Annotated in this window: 18 protein-coding genes, 1 tRNA gene and 1 pseudogene; 12 read left to right on the forward strand and 8 right to left on the reverse strand. The window is 36.2% G+C overall.

Annotation, left to right across the window (positions count from 1 at the left end; genetic code table 11):
* Positions 1-22: 22 nt before the first annotated feature.
* Positions 23-334 carry a hypothetical protein gene (locus CDZ78_RS16710; RefSeq protein ID WP_087871006.1) on the forward strand — a complete coding sequence of 104 codons (312 nt, stop codon included), beginning with the start codon at positions 23-25 and terminating at the stop codon, positions 332-334.
* 74 nt (positions 335-408) lie between these two features.
* Positions 409-930: a hypothetical protein gene (locus tag CDZ78_RS16715; RefSeq protein WP_087871007.1), complete on the forward strand. Its 522-nt coding sequence runs from the start codon at positions 409-411 to the stop codon at positions 928-930.
* 434 nt (positions 931-1,364) lie between these two features.
* Here the strand turns inward: CDZ78_RS16715 and CDZ78_RS22265 are convergent, their stop codons facing one another.
* On the reverse strand, positions 1,365-1,544 hold the full coding sequence (locus CDZ78_RS22265; protein ID WP_167374365.1) for a hypothetical protein: 180 nt from the start codon (positions 1,542-1,544) through the stop codon (positions 1,365-1,367).
* Positions 1,545-1,556: 12 nt separating this feature from the next.
* On the opposite strand from CDZ78_RS22265, the gene CDZ78_RS16720 reads away from it, so the two are divergent.
* From CDZ78_RS16720 to CDZ78_RS16730, 4 genes are all read left to right on the forward strand, one after another.
* On the forward strand, positions 1,557-2,027 hold the full coding sequence (locus CDZ78_RS16720; protein ID WP_087871008.1) for a tyrosine-type recombinase/integrase: 471 nt from the start codon (positions 1,557-1,559) through the stop codon (positions 2,025-2,027).
* Positions 2,018-2,146, forward strand: a complete 129-nt coding sequence (locus tag CDZ78_RS23870) for a hypothetical protein (RefSeq protein WP_263458969.1) — start codon at positions 2,018-2,020, stop codon at positions 2,144-2,146. The genes CDZ78_RS16720 and CDZ78_RS23870 overlap by 10 nt, the downstream gene beginning before the upstream one ends.
* A gap of 98 nt (positions 2,147-2,244) precedes the next feature.
* Positions 2,245-2,460 (forward strand): integrase, encoded by a 216-nt coding sequence (locus tag CDZ78_RS16725; protein WP_087871009.1) that lies wholly within the window; start codon positions 2,245-2,247, stop codon positions 2,458-2,460.
* A 287-nt stretch (positions 2,461-2,747) separates the two neighbouring features.
* A complete protein-coding gene (locus tag CDZ78_RS16730) occupies positions 2,748-3,107 on the forward strand; it encodes a hypothetical protein (protein WP_087871010.1) in 360 nt (119 codons plus the stop codon).
* A 750-nt stretch (positions 3,108-3,857) separates the two neighbouring features.
* Here the strand turns inward: CDZ78_RS16730 and CDZ78_RS16740 are convergent.
* The 5 genes from CDZ78_RS16740 to CDZ78_RS16760 form a co-directional block, all read right to left on the reverse strand.
* Positions 3,858-4,055: a hypothetical protein gene (locus CDZ78_RS16740; protein ID WP_087871012.1), complete on the reverse strand. Its 198-nt coding sequence runs from the start codon at positions 4,053-4,055 to the stop codon at positions 3,858-3,860.
* 159 nt (positions 4,056-4,214) lie between these two features.
* Positions 4,215-5,609 (reverse strand): MATE family efflux transporter, encoded by a 1,395-nt coding sequence (locus tag CDZ78_RS16745; protein WP_087871013.1) that lies wholly within the window; start codon positions 5,607-5,609, stop codon positions 4,215-4,217.
* Between the two features lie 135 nt (positions 5,610-5,744).
* Positions 5,745-6,596: an IS630 family transposase gene (locus tag CDZ78_RS16750; RefSeq protein WP_087871014.1), complete on the reverse strand. Its 852-nt coding sequence runs from the start codon at positions 6,594-6,596 to the stop codon at positions 5,745-5,747.
* 15 nt (positions 6,597-6,611) lie between these two features.
* Positions 6,612-6,797, reverse strand: coding sequence for a hypothetical protein (locus CDZ78_RS16755; protein ID WP_087871015.1), 186 nt, complete (start codon positions 6,795-6,797; stop codon positions 6,612-6,614).
* A gap of 109 nt (positions 6,798-6,906) precedes the next feature.
* Positions 6,907-7,251, reverse strand: coding sequence for a hypothetical protein (locus CDZ78_RS16760; protein ID WP_140414145.1), 345 nt, complete (start codon positions 7,249-7,251; stop codon positions 6,907-6,909).
* A gap of 15 nt (positions 7,252-7,266) precedes the next feature.
* Between CDZ78_RS16760 and CDZ78_RS16765 the strand changes: the two genes are divergently transcribed.
* Positions 7,267-8,292, forward strand: coding sequence for an IS630 family transposase (locus tag CDZ78_RS16765; RefSeq protein ID WP_087871017.1), 1,026 nt, complete (start codon positions 7,267-7,269; stop codon positions 8,290-8,292).
* 246 nt (positions 8,293-8,538) lie between these two features.
* Here the strand turns inward: CDZ78_RS16765 and CDZ78_RS16770 are convergent, their stop codons facing one another.
* Positions 8,539-8,808, reverse strand: a complete 270-nt coding sequence (locus CDZ78_RS16770; RefSeq protein WP_087871018.1) for a hypothetical protein — start codon at positions 8,806-8,808, stop codon at positions 8,539-8,541.
* 196 nt (positions 8,809-9,004) lie between these two features.
* Positions 9,005-9,382, reverse strand: a pseudogene (locus CDZ78_RS16775) (ATP-binding protein); the annotation flags it as partial.
* Positions 9,383-10,444: 1,062 nt separating this feature from the next.
* On the opposite strand from CDZ78_RS16775, the gene CDZ78_RS16780 reads away from it, so the two are divergent.
* The 5 genes from CDZ78_RS16780 to CDZ78_RS16800 all read left to right on the forward strand — a co-directional run bounded on the left by CDZ78_RS16780 (position 10,445) and on the right by CDZ78_RS16800 (position 17,270).
* Positions 10,445-10,520 (forward strand) — tRNA-OTHER (locus CDZ78_RS16780).
* Between the two features lie 61 nt (positions 10,521-10,581).
* Entirely contained in the window at positions 10,582-13,755 is a 3,174-nt protein-coding gene (locus CDZ78_RS16785; RefSeq protein ID WP_087871019.1) for a non-ribosomal peptide synthetase, read from the forward strand.
* A complete protein-coding gene (gene argS / locus CDZ78_RS16790) occupies positions 13,755-15,494 on the forward strand; it encodes an arginine--tRNA ligase (RefSeq protein ID WP_087871020.1) in 1,740 nt (579 codons plus the stop codon). The genes CDZ78_RS16785 and argS overlap by 1 nt, the downstream gene beginning before the upstream one ends.
* Positions 15,495-15,564: 70 nt before the next feature.
* Positions 15,565-16,062: a nucleotidyltransferase domain-containing protein gene (locus CDZ78_RS16795; protein WP_230990609.1), complete on the forward strand. Its 498-nt coding sequence runs from the start codon at positions 15,565-15,567 to the stop codon at positions 16,060-16,062.
* Positions 16,053-17,270, forward strand: a complete 1,218-nt coding sequence (locus CDZ78_RS16800) for an aldehyde dehydrogenase family protein (RefSeq protein WP_087871022.1) — start codon at positions 16,053-16,055, stop codon at positions 17,268-17,270. Before CDZ78_RS16795 ends, CDZ78_RS16800 begins: the two co-directional genes overlap by 10 nt.
* Positions 17,271-17,597: the final 327 nt, after the last annotated feature.

A 17,597-nucleotide genomic window follows, 5' to 3' on the forward strand; every position in this document is an offset into this window, starting at 1 on the left:
CCATTTTTTAGGTTGGTTTTGAATGTGTGGTTTAATTGACGCTTACGTATCAGAAGATGAATATTTAATTGATGATGATTTTGAAGGAAGCTTTCTTATTCATCTTTTTGTTTATTACCCTTTTGGGCTGTTTGGAGCATTCTTAACATTTATGCAATTACAAGCAACATTAAATTATTTTGACACTAACATTACATGGGAGTTTTACGCTTTAATTGCTTCTATGATTGTAGGTTACATTGTTGGAACTATTGTTTTATCTGTTGCTCTTTCGGCAGGAATCACCTATCTTTTTTTCTATGGTCTATACCATCTTGTGCAATATGTTATTTAGCTTTCTATCTATTAACACTTAGATGAATTAATGCTAAATTGATTATTAGTTAAATAAAATAAGGATTATAAATTATGCAAGATTTCTTCTTTGGTAAAACAAGCCAAACAAAAGATAAAATATGTCAGCTCCAGCTTTCGGATGTTAATCAACTAAGTAAAATAGTTACATCTGATTTCTTTTATGCTCAATTAAATAGATTGCTATTAACTAATAATAATAGAGTTGATCTTTATGATGGAACGTCATACCCTAATTTTCCAAAGTTTATAAAATATTTACCACCAGAAAATATTGGTCTAATCCAAATAGGCCAAAGAAAAGATGTAAACGGAAATGTAGATGCAACACTCGATTGTTCGATTATCCTTTTAAATGGCATAGTTAGAGTTACCGCTCATTGGTGTGCTTATAAAGGTGAACGAGCAAATGAAATAGTAACTACCCTGTTAGACCCTTTAATAGAGAGTAAATTATTACCAAAAGTATTTATTAAAACGCCAAACTATAACGAGAATAAATCATTATCTCAAAATAAAGAAGCAGCAAAAAAACAACTCTTTCTATTATCTGGTTATCCCAATGTTATAAATTAAAAAAACATAGAACCTTTCTAGGCGAAAAAAGAAGATTAAAAATGTTAGTCGCTTTACTGACTTTTTAGATCAAATAAAACACACTTGTTAATAGTGTTTCAATTTTATTCGTAGTGCCTCCCTCCTCGCCCTGTTTTCCCATGAAACGGGGGTTTTTTTGTGCTATAGTGAAACATTACTAGAAGACTTGTTTCAAACTGAGGAAAAACACTAAAAATGGCCACATTTAAAGCCGCCATGTCCCTTTATGATAAAACAGGGGGACGGCTCTATCTCAACAAAAATGAACGCGAACGTTTTTTAAATGAAGCGGCAAAAGAAGTGCGAGAGAATCGTATGTTCTGCCATGTTATTCATTATTGCGGTTGCCGAATTTCTGAAGCGTTAGCATTATCTTCTAGCCAAATTTTAATTGAGGATAAGGTTTTGGTTTTTCAAACCCTGAAAAAAAGAAAGCTTGATAATAAGGGCAATACAAAAGAGCCAGAATACAGACGACAGGCGCGCCATGCTACCTCACGAAATTCCGGGACTCCTGTCGCCGTAATTCGTTCACCTACGCAGCGAATAGGAGATGCTCCAGCCGCCCTGCGTCCGCCACAGACTGAGCACAAAGCAGCTCAGTCATGGCTACCTCAAATGGCTCTACGGCTATTCGGGATAAAATTTTAGCCTCCCTCGCGCGCTATCGCGCACTTCGGATTGGCAAATTTCCCTGCGCCTTCTGGAGACTATCATCCCGTCCGGGGCTGACAGCGATAGAAGTACCAGATCGTTTGATTGAAGAACTTGATTTAGCCTTTGATTTAAGACGACATCAAAAATCAAAAGACCCTGAGCCTTTTTTACTCTTTCCTAAAAGCCGTTCTACAGGCTGGCGTATTATTAAGCGTGTGCTAGATAATGCTGGCATAAAAGGATCACAAGCAACACCAAAAGGCTTTAGGCATGGTTTTGGTATTGCAATGGCTCAATCCGGTATGCCTTTGACTGAGCTAAAGAAATTATTGGGGCATGGATCAACTGATACCGTTGAAATATATTTAGCCTTTCAAGGCGAAGAACGCAGAGAATTGGTTATGAAAGGATGGCAGTAGAAAATACGTTATCAGCAGGTGCAATATTAGCTTCAAAACGAAAAGTTGAAAGCAAGATATGCCCTATTTGCAAAGAAGAGTTTGAAGGCATAAAAAAAGGCTATATTTTGCTCAAATAAATGCCATCAAAAAGACAAATGCCAAAGAAATAAATTGATACGATAGCGCTATCGTAATAATACAAACCATACGTTAACATTGCCCAAGGTAAATTTATATGACAACCATGATTTCAGAAGTTTATGCAGCATTTAGAAAAGCTGGAGTTCCAGAAGAAGATGCTCGTATGGCTGCCGAAGCTTTGTCAGCAGAAAGCTTGGCAACTAAAGATGATATTAGAAAGCTTGATAAAGAACTATTAATTATTAAGTGGATGCTAGGGCTTATTATTGCTATTCAGGTTATGCCTATACTCCGGCCTTTACTCACCTAAATTAAAAAGATGTTTAATCAAATATTTGTAGGTTTAGCAGTATTATCATTAGTCATACTTTTTGGCTATCTGGCATTGTGGAGCAGGAAAGATATGAAAAATCACGAACAAAAGTAAAGGGGTAATAATGAATATTCAAGCTACCAAAGAAGAACTTGCTCAACATGAGAAAATACAGGTGGAAATTGCAAAATTAATCATCAGTGTTTCCATTGAAAGCAACAATAGCTAAGGAATAAGCACGAAACTGGACGATTGAGAAAGCATTCAATAACAGTAAAAGTAATTTGAAAGAAACAAAAGCATGGTCTTCTGATAATAACTCACTCAAGAACCAGATGCGGCTGACAGCAATGAGCTACAACTTATTACGCACGGTCGAAGAGCTTTCTAAAATACAAGATCCAGAGTTGATTCACCCTTCTGATAAAAAGTACACCGAAGATCTTGAGAAAAGGCAGCAAGCAGCTAAAAAAAGGGGAGGATTTGTGAATCCATTATTTTTTAATGAAAGAATCGCACGTATAAGCTCATATACTATTCGGGCTGTTCAAAACGCAATAATGACAGGAAAGTCGCTGAGTAGCTTTATCAATGCGCTTGTTGCTAAATTAGTTCCGAGGGTGAATCAGATAGGGGAACACTGATGATACAAACTGTATGTTTTAGTAGTTTCTTCGTGTTAAGACTTACCACATGGGTAAAACAACCCAGAACCAGACAAACAAATTCAATGTTTTTTTTAAAATATATAAAATATATAAAATATATATTTCGGCTACAGGCTAGGAATAACAATAGGTTTGACGATCTTGTGATACAAACCGTTCTTTTAGTTAATTAACCCCTACTCCTAATTTTATGCTCGTTTTTGGACGAAAAACCATATTCACTCAATAGATTTATGTGGACCCATGAAATACCGAGTTAGTAGATATGGCTATTAGCAGTCGATCCTTTGATTCCTTGTTTTCCACCAGACCGCTAAATGTCAACCAATCTGTCGCTGTATCAACACGTATATAACCGGGCTTTCCATTGGTGATAAGTTTGCATCGTTCTCCTATCCCGAAGGGACGAGACTTTGTTTTTTCAAATGCTCTTCGCTGTTTCTTATATCCTGTTGATCCGCGCAAATTATAGAGATGAGAGACTGAAATCTTGGCTATATTTTTATAGTTTTTATCATTGAATACAGTATAATCATGCTCACAGAGTTATTTTAATAACCGCTCCGCTTGGAGTGCTGTAGAGTTCATCCGTTTTTACCAGTAACGCACATCATACGACAGTATATTTTTGTTTAAACCCCTTCCTTATTTTTATATCACGTTGTTGCACAGTTCCCTGTTGTAACATATTGGCGAATCAATCGAGTTAATTGTTGACATGAATAGTCAGTTACTTGTAATAAAAAACGAATGACCAACACCTTTCTGTTGTTTATTTAACGCCCTGTAGTGAAACAGCTTCAATGTAGATTGAATAATATGATAACGGTATTTTTTATTACCTGGCAAGCTAAATGCGACAGCTTGGGAGCCCGTTAAAAATATCTGTAGTTCTTGAGTATTTTTTAAATTTTTAATATTCATGATGGATTTCATTCCTTCATCATGAACAGGTTTGCTGAATTTGTCAGCTTAGACTCATTTTATAGTGGAATACGGAGATGTTTTCAGTTTCAGTCTCATTCTGTATTGGAGAAGGCTGTTGGTTGACTTTTATCGCTTACAATAATAAAGTTATTGTGGTTAATAAATAGTATTTTTATTAATGGCTCTAGATGTGACAGTATTTAGAAGTTTATATAAAAATAGTGCAGCCACTGATATTCCTATTACAAGCCCTACCCAATACCCAAATATTCCCATAGGTAAAACATTAAAAACTTTTATGCCTTTTATAGCTAACCAGCGACCTAATGGAATTCCTACAAGCCAAAATGCAGAAAATGTGATTAACATTGGTCTAAATGTTATTTGATAACCACGAATAATACCTATTGCACATATTTGTATAGAATCTGAGATGTGCCAAGCTACAGATATTAAAATGAGAGTAACTGCTATTTTAGCTACTTCAGGGTCGCGAGTATAAACTCCTGTAATTTCATTGCGAAAAACAACAATTATCAACATAAGAAAGATTACAAGAAAAATTGCAGAAAAAAGTCCTGTGAACGCAATAAACTTTGCATGAATAAATTTCTTTTTTCCGACGGTTTGGGAAACCAATATGCATAGAGAAATTGAGATACCTGAAGGCAACATAAACACTAAGGCCGAAAAATTAAGAGCTATTTGATGAGAAGCAATAGAGGTAATACCTAAATCTGCGATCATGAGAGTAACAGCTGTAAATGCTGAAACATCAGCAAGAGATGCAAGGCCCATAGGAAGACCTATTTTTAATAGGGCAATCTGTCGTGGTAATTTTGGCCAGCTAAATTTTTTATAAAGGTCAAAGTTTGCTTTGCCCTTCATTTTAGCTGTATAAACGATCATCATAAAAAGAGAAATCCACATACCAATTCCTGTAGCCAACCCACACCCTGAACCACCCATTTTTGGAAAACCAGCATGCCCATAGATAAACACGTAGTTCAGTCCTGCGTTAACAAAAACTGTTACAAAGCCTATAACCATAGCAGGTCGTGGGTTACCGATACTAGCCATAAAAAAGGTAAAAGCCCGAAAAATCATTAATGCAGGAAGCCCAAATATAATACCTTGCATGTATAAAGTAGCCTGGTTAGCAATAAAGGCATCTATTCCAATCGTTATTAACCCACCCTCTAACCAAGGGTAAGCTAAACCAGGTAATATGCCAAGCCCAAGCCCAAGCCAAATACCTTGACGAGTCTCCTCAAATACCTTTTCATGATCATTTGCTCCATAATGATTCGCAACTAAAATACTAACTGCTTGCAAGGTGCTAATTAATAAGGCCGCAATCGGTATCCATAACGAAATCCCTAGCCCTACGATAGCTTGTTCTCGCACACCTGCATGACCAGCCATGACAGTATCGACAAGCCCCATCAACACATAACTTGCATGAGATAAAGTTATTGGCCATGCTAGATGGAAGATTCGACACGCCTCAATAAAAACTCTCGAGGTTAAACTTACAGAGATATTAATCATTTTTAACTTATTTTTTAAATGAGAGAGTAGCCATTAACATAAGCTGAAGACTCTATTTTTGATTGGAATAACCAGTAATAATCTTATCAAGGATTTTGTGATTTGACTTTTCCTTCAACAGAAACCTATTATACTTTACGCGGTCACGGATGCGGATTTTGAAAACATCTGAAATTTTGGGTTCAAAAGCGTTATTATTTGTTCTTTAAAAGTAGTTTGCACATTATCAAGACAGTCACTTATGGCCTCTTTAAAATGATGAAACGACTCATAATATTTATTATAAAGACACTTCTTTTTTGTGAATTTCCACAAGCGCTCAATCAAATTTAAGTTCGGTGAATAAGGCGGTAAGAAAAGCAAATGAATGCCGAGTTCTTTTGCTTTATCCATCACTTTATTGCAGCGTTGATAGCGAGCATTATCCATCACTAAAGTTACTTTTGAATCAGGGTGCACATTATTAATCTTGATTAATAACTCAACAATTGTATCTGAATTGACATAGTCTTCATTAGTGATTGTTATAAGACTAGTGTCCCTATTGCTATAGGCACCAAGAACATTGTAACGTTTACGTCCTGATGAGGATTGAAGAAACAAACGTTCAAAACACCAAATCATTCCTAAAAAAGCGCCCATGACAAAATGAGCGGCATCCACAAAGAATACAAAGCCCTTCCCCTTTTTTTCTTCATCTAACAAGGGTTTAAGTTCATGCTCTAAAAAGATCTCTTGTCGCTCAGGATCGGCTTTTGACGGAATAGCGGCCATCTTTCGACATTTCATTCCAAGGTGTTTATGCATGAACTCACGGCAAGCACTCAATCCTAGTTTTATTCCAGTCAGCTGCTCTATTTCAAAAACCGCCTCGGAAACAGTATGAGGTGGGGTACTTTGAAACAGTAATTTGATTTCCTTTTTATGAGGAAGCAGTTTACTTCTGGGTTTGTAGGTTTTTACTATAGAAATCATCAGTGTTCCCATTGAAAGAAGAGGTACCTAAACAAAGCAGCCTATAATAAGATTGCTTTGATTTCTTGTCTGGATTTGCTGGGGGATTATACTACTTGCAACCATGTATTTTGAAGACATCCACCCAATCAATGCCATTAAAGCGGCGATAGCGGCAAAAAACATTTTCTCGTGAAAAGCAATGTTTGCTTTGATGCTTTCTGATTCTGACATATTCAATGTTTCCTATATTATTTAAGGGGAAATTTGTTACTTTTTATTTTCTTGAATGCGAAGAGCTACAAGCCAAACATTTATAATAAACACCAAATCTACCATTTTTTTATGAAAGCATACCGCTACATACATGACAAACTTCTAGCTCTTCACCTTTATCCCATTTCCACAAACGAAAGGTAAAGACGATAAATAAAAGAACACCTAAAACCAGAATAATTAAACTAATCCAGCTTGATCCTGTTTTTATATTTTCTGCTAAAACAAATAGATTTCGTGAAGCTGTCATGCGCTCATAAAATATTTGCCCTATAGTTTGAATAATCAGAGAACTAGCCATGCATATTATTGCTGGTGCATATAAACGGATAAGCATTTTGTTTTGTGGACTTATACCCAGTATATCTATACTCAAAATTATTGAAGGTGCTTGAAAAATTAATGAAATCAAGGCAAGCTACAGATCATGAAAATTACACTGAGTTCAACGGATAAAAAAGCGTTAGAGTTACATCACAGTAAAGTGCGTGATGTGCGCGAGAGCGACCGAATTAAAGCGGTCTTATTAAGCTCAGAAAACTGGTCAGTTTCTCAGATTTCTCAAGCATTACGCAAACATGAAACAACGATTCTTCGTCATCTCCGTGACTTCCAAAAAACACAAAAATTGAAACCTGAAAATGGTGGTTCAAAGAGTTATTTGTCATCAGAGCAAACCGATGAATTAACAGGTTATTTATTAGGTATTACCTATGTCCATGTACACCAGATTGTTGATTATGTCGTCAAGACGTATAGCGTTCAATACAGTGTCTCTGGCATGACTCAATGGTTACATCAGAATGGATTTAGTTATAAACAGCCTAAAGGAGTTCCACGCAAATTTAATCCTGAGAAACAGGCTCAATTTATCCATGACTATAAAAAGCTCAAGGCTGAACTGACAGAGGATGAGCCTTTATTGTTCATTGATGCCGTTCACCCAACGCAAGCGACAAAAATAACATCCGGTTGGATTAAAACAGGGGTTGATAAACCCATTGAAACCACAGGCAGTCGGACACGCCTAAATATAATCGGAGCCATCCGATTAGGGTATTTATCTGAAGCAGTGACTGATCAATATAAGACCATCAACAGTGAATCCATTATGGATTTCTTTGAACAAATAAAAGGATGCTATGCCTCCAGTTCTTGTATTAATATTGTCCTTGATGGAGCGGGATATCATCGTTCAGCTCAAGTCGTCAATAAAGCAAAAGAGTTAAATATTAAGCTCCATTATTTACCGCCTTATAGCCCCAATTTAAACCCAATAGAGCGGCTTTGGAAAGTGATGAATGAACAGGTTAGAAATAATAAATATTTTGCGACTGCCAAGGAATTCAGGAATCAAATAAATCATTTTTTTGATGATATTTTGCCTGAAATAGCTGAATCTTTAAATGGAAGAATTAACGACAACTTTCAAGTGCTCAATTCTGCATCTTGAAGTCATTTGGGTATAGCCAGTATAATTTATTCTGATTACCTTGCTTAGAGCTTTAGTTCTGATCTAAGTGCATAAGTATCTACATAACTTTACCTAAAAATTGTTGGGCAGATGCCTTTAAAATATCCGGTTCCTCTTGAGAGTAGGTATCGATAATTTCAAGCATAGAGAGGCCCCCCCATAAGCTAGCCAGTAGTGCTGTATTTTTCTATCGCTGAGTTTAATCAGCTCAAGCTCAAGAGCAGCCTATTTACTTTTATCAACGGCTATTGCCCAAGCGGTGACACAAGCCATGCTGATAACCAGCTTGAAGAAACACTCGATTTTCCAACGCCAGTAATACCATAAAACTAAGGTTGCAACGTCCATCTTCATCATCATGATGGTTAATAATAGACTCTCTGTAAGCACCCCACCCTCTTCAGATAAAATGCGACTGACAGCTAGTTTTTCTGCCACTGGGGGATCAGGAACAGCTATTTTTTTACTTTTTTTCGACAGGGTTTCTCGGGTCAAGTTAATCTTACATCGGCTTGTGCTACAGGCTGTCAATAGGTTTTACTATGGTAGTTGACCTGCCGAATCCGAGTAAATAACAATTCTTGTGTCACCAATAACCAGACTAGTTTGCAAATCATAACCCACATCTGTCAATCAGCGTTGAAAACTTTCCACCTGTCAGCGTCCAAAAGCTTCCACATGGATTAGAGGGTTAATCTGTTTTTATGCCCGATTTTCGGTGCTTGAACCGGTATGAATCATTTCCTGTTTCGATGATGTCGCAATGGTGAGTTATTCGATCCAGAAGTGCGGCTGTCATCTTTGGATCACCAAAAACTTGCACCCATTCACTGAACTTTAAATTGGTGGTTATTATCAGCGTGGTGCGTTCATAGAGCTGACTGATAAGATGAAACAGCAATGCGCCCCCTGATGCGGGGAATGGCAGATAACCCAACTCATCTAAAATGACAGCATCCATCTGGATCAGTTTCCTCGCCATTTTTCCTGTTTTGTCCTGCTGTTTTTCTAGCTCAAGTAAATTAACCAAATCTACGGCATTAAAAAACCTGACTCGTTTTTCGTGATGGGGTTAATTAACTAAAAGAACGGTTTGTATCACAAGATCGTCAAACCTATTGTTATTCCTAGCCTGTAGCCGAAATATATATTTTATATATTTTAAAAAAAACATTGAATTTGTTTGTCTGGTTCTGGGTTGTTTTACCCATGTGGTAAGTCTTAACACGAAGAAACTACTAAAACATACAGTTTGTATATGAAATACAGAGTATTTCATATACAAACTAAAAGTTATTTAACGTACATTATTACCTATACAAAAAGCATGAAAATAACACTGCTGTAAATATTGTATAAATTCAATGTTTTAGTTAAATTTCCTTGGGATATTTCAAAATAGATATTTCCTCTGTACCCACTGGTATTAAAGGGCTACAGGAGGAGGCTGTGACAAACCGTTCTTTTAGTTAATTAACCCCATACCAGAACCCAAATCCAAAAGAGAACAAGCACTGGCGTATTTAATAGAAAGAGAAAAAGAAAAAGAAAAACAAAAAAGCAGCCAACCCGACAATAAAAAGCCCACTCAGCCAACAGAAAAACAAAGAGAGATAGATTTTGATTAAGAGGGACAATCAAATCTGACAGATACAATAAAAAAACACCTCACTGTCAGATCAATTCAAGGCTGTCATTTATGTAATCGAATAAATAACCAACTCTAAAACAGCCACTTTTAATTCCTTACTGTCCTTATTTATAATTAAACACTTGGTACCCTCATCACAATCCCTGCTTGGCTCAACGTAATAATTATCCTCATCTTGATACTTAACCCAAATTTTAGATACTTTAGCGTTTTATAAAGGTAAACGTATTCACTCCGTATTGACCTATCAATCGCCACTACAATTTGATAAATTGTTTTATCAGGAAGTGTCTTAACTTAGTGTCCTGTTTTGCTTGACCTTTACAAATTAGTGGTGGTTATTTATTTATAGTTGACTTACTGTCTCTTACTGTCTCTTACTGTCTCTTACTGTCTCTTACTGTCTCTTACTGTCTCTTACTGTCTCTTTACTAGACCCTAAAATATGAGGTATATTTATTTTGAATTTAAAATAAATATACGGTGGTAGCTCATTAGGATAGAGCATTTGAAACTAATCAAAAGGAAGTGGGTTCGAGTCCTGCCTACCGTACCATATTTTTTATTTCTGCTCATCAGTTGTTCACTGCGGAGATACTCCCTATTACAAGGATACAATGATAGCTTCTAGCCCCCCCGGTTTATCTAATACTGAAACTGTTAAATATGAAGGTTCAGAATTAATACATCAGCTTTTCGAAGACCAAGTAACCATCACTCCAGAAGCGACGGCATTAATATTCGAAGGTACAGTTTTATCTTACCAAGAGCTTAATGAAAGCGCTAATCAGTTAGCTAATTTTCTGAAATCCATGGTACCTGCAGAGGAGTCACTGATAGCGATATATTTAAATCGTAGTGTTGATATGGTTGTAGCTCTTTTAGGTACTTTAAAAGCAGGGGCTGCATACGTACCAATTGACCCCAGTTTACCTCAATTACGCATCAAGCAAATGCTGGAAGATAGCAAGGCTAAGATAGTAATTACTATAAGTGCGTTAGAAAATGAATTACCGAGTTTTGATGGTATCCCAATAGCTCTCGATAAGAGGAAAGAAATAATTTCTAACGAGAGTATGAATAACTTAACAGATAGTAATACAGGGCTAACCTCAAGGAGCCTTGCATATGTGATTTTCACGTCTGGGTCAACTGGTAGGCCAAAGGGAGCTATGAATGAGCATCGAAGTGTTGTAAATAGGCTAAAATGGATGCAGGCCACATTTCCTTTGGGTAAAGATGATACTATTATTCAAAAAACTCCGTTTAGTTTCGATGTGTCGGTATGGGAGTTCTTTTGGCCACTAATGTATGGAGCTAGACTGGTAGTTGCACGGCCTGAAGGACATCAAGATCCGCGATATTTGACAGACTTAGTAAACGAAGAAAATGTAAGTGTAATTCATTTTGTGCCTTCCATGCTGAAGATATATCTAGACTATGTTGGTTTTGATAAACCTTCTTCCCTGAAAAGAATATTTTGTAGTGGTGAAGAATTATCAACAACATTAAAAAACAGATGTTTAGCACAACTGAAAGGTGTGAATTTACATAATCTCTATGGGCCTACAGAGGCAGCAATCGATGTAACATATTGGGATTGCATTGAAGCTAGCCACGAACTTAGAGTACCAATTGGTAGGCCAATTTCCAATGTAAAGATATATATTCTAGATAACCTTTTAAACCCAGTTGCAGTTGGAGAATCAGGTGAAATCTATATTGGAGGTGTCGCCGTTGGGCGTGGCTATATAAATAACAAATCTCTAACTGAAAAATATTTCTTTCAAGATCCTTTCAGTAATGAAAGGGCAAACATCTATAAAACAGGTGATATCGGAAAATGGAAGGTCGACGGCAACATCGAATACCTCGGAAGAAATGATAATCAATTAAAAATAAGGGGTTTGAGAATAGAAGCAGGAGAGATTGAGGAACACATAAAGTGTTTACCTACAATCAAAGACGCCGCCGTAATAGTTAGGAATGACTCTACGGAGCAAAAAAAACTGATAGCTTATTTAATTATAGAGGAAAAGCAACAAAGGCCACTTGACAAGGACTTAAGAAAGTCTCTTGCTACAAAATTGCCCGATTATATGATTCCCAATTTGTTCATGGTTTTATCTAAATTCCCCTTGACAAGCAGTGGAAAGCTAGATCGGAAATCACTTGCCACCCCAAAGGATAGTATACATAGATTAACCCAAGATGTTGTTGACCCAAAATCTGATCTAGAGGGTCTAATAGCAATGCTTTGGTCAGATATTCTTAAGGTTAGTGATGTTGGGCATGGAGACAATTTCTTTGCACTAGGGGGGGACTCGTTGAGCGCTTTAGGGTTTGAAGTCGCACTACGTCAGCATAATATTTATGTGCAGAATTTTGGTGCAATTTATTTGAACCAAACTGTTGAAACTTATGCGGCCTTTATCAAGGAAAGCATGTCTGATGAGCAGCAGCAGGAGAAGAAGTTATTACCTAAGATTAACATTACTCCGAACCAAGTTGCTAGCCTTAAGTTTGATCCACAAACCTATACATCATTAGTAATCGAAGTTAGCAATAAGATCGGCGTAGAAGAAATAGAAAGGATATTAAATGTAGTTATTAATCGACATTCTTCTTTCCAACAGTCTTTTATTTTAGATGAAGAAGCTGAGCCTAGGAGTCATTGGGGGAAAGATAAATTATACGTATCTTTAGCTTGTACATCTGAAGAAAAGGGAAATTTAGAATCTATTATTCACTCGCTTAATACGATCCCATTTAACTTGTCTTCTCAACCTTTAATATTTCCAACATATATATCTATTCTAAATCAGACATTTCTTCACTTAAAGATTTCACACCTCATTACAGACGGCTGGTCTTTAGGAGTAATTGTTACTGAGTTAAACGCTCTCTGCAACACCAATAAAGACCTTGTTAAAAGTGGCCAATTTAATGAATATATACATGAATCAAGAGCAACTTTGTCAGATCAAAACCAAGCAAAACTTAGAAAACACTGGGAAGAAAAGTTAAATAATTCATTTGACTTCCCTAAATATTTCGGTAAATCAAGACAGCATGATCATACCTTGTCGCTGCCGAATTCATCTTACTGTAAACAAAAACAAAGTAATATAAATACTACGCTTAAGCAGGCAGTAAAAATTTTGGCAAAAAAGATGCATATATCAGAGTATGCGGTGTATTTGACTGCATATGGGCTAATGGTTTCAGCTGCCAGTCGAATTGATAAGTTTATTGTGATGACCATAGACAGTGGGCGGCCTCCGGGTTTTTTGGGGGCAATTGGTTATTTCATGAATGTTATGCCAATTCCTATTAAACTTGCCCCAACTTTTTCCTTGGAACAATTATTAAATACAATATGGGGACAACTCACTGATGCTAGGGTGAATAGCCCACTAGCAAATGACGCATTATATTCAATACTTGGCAGTCCTCCCACAGACTTATACTCATCAGCTTGTAATGCTTTTTTCCAAATACACGATTATGCAGTGGATAATAATATCTCATCCGAAGATAGAAGTTTTAAGTCAGTGCCCCAATTTTCTATTCCGATTGATTTAATAGAAGATGTCGGATTAGATATTTATTGGAATCAAACTGATAATTTAGATTGTTATTGGTCTTACTCCGCAGACTTATTTACTGAATTCCAAATATCTTCTTTAATAACTGCATTCAATACGGTGCTTTTGCAAATTACAACAACGCAGGAAACAAATGTGATGGATGTATTAGAAAACTTATTTGACACTGAGGTTTTTGAATAATGCAAAATCAGGTAAGAAAATGTATTTCACAAGCTATCAAAAGTGTAAATGGTGTGTCTATACCTATAGGAGAGATTCCACTAGAGCCAGCCACATTGACAGAGTTAGCAGATATCCAATCATCTATTGCATTTAAACTCACAAAAAAATTTAAAGACAAGCCAATCGACATAGCCAACCAAATTGTAGGAGCATTTGAACAGCATGATGTTTTTTCCAGCGTTTCAGTTTCGGGCCCTGGGTTTTTAAATTTTCGATTGAGCAATCATTATCTAGTTTCTGCAATGAAGTCAGTAGAAGAATATATAGAAAAGTGTACCAATCAAACAGCCACTGTGAAGCCCTTATTAATAGTTGATTATTCTGGCCCAAATGCTGCCAAACAAATGCACGTGGGGCATCTTAGGTCTACTATTATTGGAGATTCTATAGCTAACGTATACGAATTCTTAGGTTGGGAAGTTCGTCGTATTAATCATATTGGTGACTGGGGGACGCAGTTTGGAATGATAATACAAGAGCTTGTCGAGCGTGAACAATCTCATCAAGAAAAATTTAGTTTAGATGAGATCGAAGATATCTATAGGCAAGCTAGAAAAAAATTTGAGGATGACCATGATTTCAGGCAAAGATCCCTAGATCGAGTCATTATGCTTCAAAATGGAAATCCAGAAACACTATTACTATGGCGATCTATTAGGAATGCTTCTATTTTAGAATTCCAAGGTTTATATAACATACTTAACGTTAAGCTTAATCTAAAGTGCATTGTCGGCGAAAGTTCATATAAAGACGAGTTAAGCAACGTAATGAATGAGCTTGTTGATCTTAATCTAGCTAAACATGAACATTCAACTCAAGTCTGTATTGCTGAAGTACCGCTAAATAAGCGTGATAATCCATATCCATACATGATAAGAAAAGCTGACGGGGGATTTCTTTACTCAACAACTGATCTTGCGGCTTTACGTCATCGTATAAAAAAGATGAAAGCAGAACGAATTATATATGTAACCGACAATAGGCAAGCCGATCATTTTGAATGTTTATTTCATTTATCCTATTCATCTAACTGGTCCAACAATAGTCCTGTTACTTTGTTACATATCCCATTTGGAACTGTATTAGGAGATAACGGCTTACCATTAAAAACACGGGAAAGCCGGAACGTATTGTTAATAGACTTAATAAAAGAAGGGACTCAACGCTCTTTAGGTATCTTAAAGTCTAGAAACCCAGACTTGCCAGAGAACGAATTAAAAGAATTGGCAGCTAAGCTAGCTATTGCAACAATTAAATATTCAGATCTTTCTATGGAAAGACAAAAAAATTATATTTTTAGTTGGGAAAAGTTTTTATCGTTTCAAGGAGATACAGCGGTGTATATAATTTTCGCATCAACACGAGCTAAGTCATTATTAAGAAAGACTAATGTCTCTGGCTTAGCAAATCTTATACTACCTGAAGTTTTAGCAAAAGTGGAAAGGGATCTTATTTTAGAAATTATTAGGATGCCTACTGTTATTAACTTAGCTATAGAGAAGCATCGTCTTAACCTTATTTGTGCTTATTTGTACGGATTAGCTAAGGCCTATCATCGGTTTTATGAGACAGCTCCTATATTTAAAAATTGCTCTATAAAAGAAAGAGAATTTCGACTCCGGCTAACTTATCAGTTTGCCTTAATAGTTGATATTATTTTTTCACTATTAGGTATTGAATCATTTGAACAAATTTAATGGAGTTTCTTCCAAAACCAGCAGTAGTAACCCTAAATCACCTTCGTTAAGATCTATTATTAATCAATGTATGCATTTTACTACAAAGCTAAAAGAGGGCTCATTTCAGTTCTTTATTGTAGGAAGTTACGCCCGAGGTACTCAGAGCTGTAAGTCTGACGTAGATCTATTATTATTTGTCGACACATATGAATATAAGCAAGAAATAGACCAGAAGTTTAGAGCGTTTTATTTTACTTTACACAAAAAACTGCATTGTACTCCTGACTTGAATTATCCGGGAGAGCTGATATCAATCGAAGAGTTTAACAATGCTATTGAGCACTCAATAACAGAGAATATCTCGTCACCTGAACTACTTTATGACGCACTAGTTTGGTCTTCAATGTTGTTAGGTCCACAGATATCTATTACGAGGAAGGAGCACCAACTAATTGCGTTAAAAGAAAGATCATTGGAGTTAATGGAGTTTTGGCGTGGTTGTGTTGCACCAAACTCTTCATTGGAAACATTTATTAGTAATAAAAATTTGTACTCTACAGTACATAGGAGAATATTGTGGATTTGAAAAAGTGTGAAGAACAAGCTTATGCCTTTGCTACAGTAATTAAAGAGAACCAAGACGAATTGGTAGATGTAATGTTAGAATATGAACCATACGAGGCTGTAATAGATCAAGTTACTAGGTCTATAAGTTGTTTAGAGGATATTAGGGCTGAATTCGAGGACTTTGATTTTGAACTGAATAAATATGCCACGTTTTTACCCGTCAATTTGCCATTATATTCAATAGTGCTCTTTGCTCTAATCCCTTCTTTATATTCTAAGCAAGTTTTTGCGCGACCACCTAAAGCTTCTGAAGAAACTGTCAAGAAAATCGTTTCAATAATCGGCTCTCATATTTCTCTAGAAAAAATTACAATTGCCAGCTTTTCCCGTGCGGATTTCCTTGATAGAATTTCAGACTCGGATGTTGTGTGTTTCACAGGCACACACAAAAATGCATTAAATGTCCGTAAAAAACTACAAAAAAAAACAATCTTTCTATTTAATGGTGCAGGTATAAACCCATTAGTAGTAACCTCTTCCGCAGAAATTGATTTAGCTGTCAAAAAGGCTGTCAATGTAAAATGCTTTAATTCTGGCCAAGATTGTGCAGGCCCAGATGCGATTCTTGTGCATTCATCACTCAAAGATGAGTTTGTGAGGAAATTAAAAGAAGAAGTATCGCTGATTACAGTTTCATCAAACTACAAGGACAATAGAGATGCTCGGGTGGGACCACTTATGGATCCTGAAGGTACATCAAGAACTGGGAAGTTTTTAGAAAAGTTCAGGATGTTCTTGGAGTATGGGGGGGAAATTGACTATCGACAGTCAATTGTGTTTCCTACAATTCTTGTGTCAAGAATAGATGAGTACTGCAATTATACAGAACTATTTTCTCCTCTATGGTTCGTACATGAATTTTCAACAGAAAGTGAGTTGAATGATTATTTTTCTCATGATACATATATTAATCATTGTATGTACGCCTCTATATTCGGCTCAGATGTGTTCGATTCCAGTATTATCGGGAAATCAATTATTTTAGAGAACCAGTCAATTCATGATGTAGAAGATGGTAACCTAGAATACGGTGGGTATGGTTCGATGGCTTCTTCAATCAGTTATGATAAAAAGACCATTGTAAAACCTATATTACTCTCACATGATATCTCTGAGGCTTTTGCTGATCGACTCACATCCTTCGGTGGGAGAAAAAAGACATGCTGAAGTAGCTTAAATGGTTAGTACAACAGTGGCTCTTTCTGCATAAAGGTACCAACACGACATAAGGTTTCTGTTAGTCATTATTGGCTGTACCTTACATATCTTTTAGCTACTCGGGGTTAATTAACTAAAAGAACGGTTTGTCACAGCCTCCTCCTGTAGCCCTTTAATACCAGTGGGTACAGAGGAAATATCTATTTTGAAATATCCCAAGGAAATTTAACTAAAACATTGAATTTATACAATATTTACAGCAGTGTTATTTTCATGCTTTTTGTATAGGTAACTGAAGTTTCCCAATAATTATTTATGGTAAAATTGAAACTATGC

Source organism: Bathymodiolus platifrons methanotrophic gill symbiont, assembly GCF_002189065.1.
Classification (GTDB): domain Bacteria; phylum Pseudomonadota; class Gammaproteobacteria; order Methylococcales; family Methylomonadaceae; genus Methyloprofundus.

Bases quoted from the DNA above. Each gene is read 5' to 3' on its own strand.
- CDZ78_RS16710 (WP_087871006.1), top strand. From the start codon at position 23: ATGTGTGGTTTAATTGACGCTTACGTATCAGAAGATGAATATTTAATT.
- CDZ78_RS16715 (WP_087871007.1), top strand. From the start codon at position 409: ATGCAAGATTTCTTCTTTGGTAAAACAAGCCAAACAAAAGATAAAATA.
- CDZ78_RS16720 (WP_087871008.1), top strand. From the start codon at position 1,557: ATGGCTACCTCAAATGGCTCTACGGCTATTCGGGATAAAATTTTAGCC.
- CDZ78_RS23870 (WP_263458969.1), top strand. From the start codon at position 2,018: ATGGCAGTAGAAAATACGTTATCAGCAGGTGCAATATTAGCTTCAAAA.
- CDZ78_RS16725 (WP_087871009.1), top strand. From the start codon at position 2,245: ATGACAACCATGATTTCAGAAGTTTATGCAGCATTTAGAAAAGCTGGA.
- CDZ78_RS16740 (WP_087871012.1), bottom strand. From the start codon at position 4,055: ATGAATATTAAAAATTTAAAAAATACTCAAGAACTACAGATATTTTTA.
- CDZ78_RS16745 (WP_087871013.1), bottom strand. From the start codon at position 5,609: ATGATTAATATCTCTGTAAGTTTAACCTCGAGAGTTTTTATTGAGGCG.
- CDZ78_RS16750 (WP_087871014.1), bottom strand. From the start codon at position 6,596: ATGGGAACACTGATGATTTCTATAGTAAAAACCTACAAACCCAGAAGT.
- CDZ78_RS16755 (WP_087871015.1), bottom strand. From the start codon at position 6,797: ATGTCAGAATCAGAAAGCATCAAAGCAAACATTGCTTTTCACGAGAAA.
- CDZ78_RS16765 (WP_087871017.1), top strand. From the start codon at position 7,267: ATGAAAATTACACTGAGTTCAACGGATAAAAAAGCGTTAGAGTTACAT.
- CDZ78_RS16785 (WP_087871019.1), top strand. From the start codon at position 10,582: ATGATAGCTTCTAGCCCCCCCGGTTTATCTAATACTGAAACTGTTAAA.
- argS (WP_087871020.1), top strand. From the start codon at position 13,755: ATGCAAAATCAGGTAAGAAAATGTATTTCACAAGCTATCAAAAGTGTA.
- CDZ78_RS16795 (WP_230990609.1), top strand. From the start codon at position 15,565: ATGCATTTTACTACAAAGCTAAAAGAGGGCTCATTTCAGTTCTTTATT.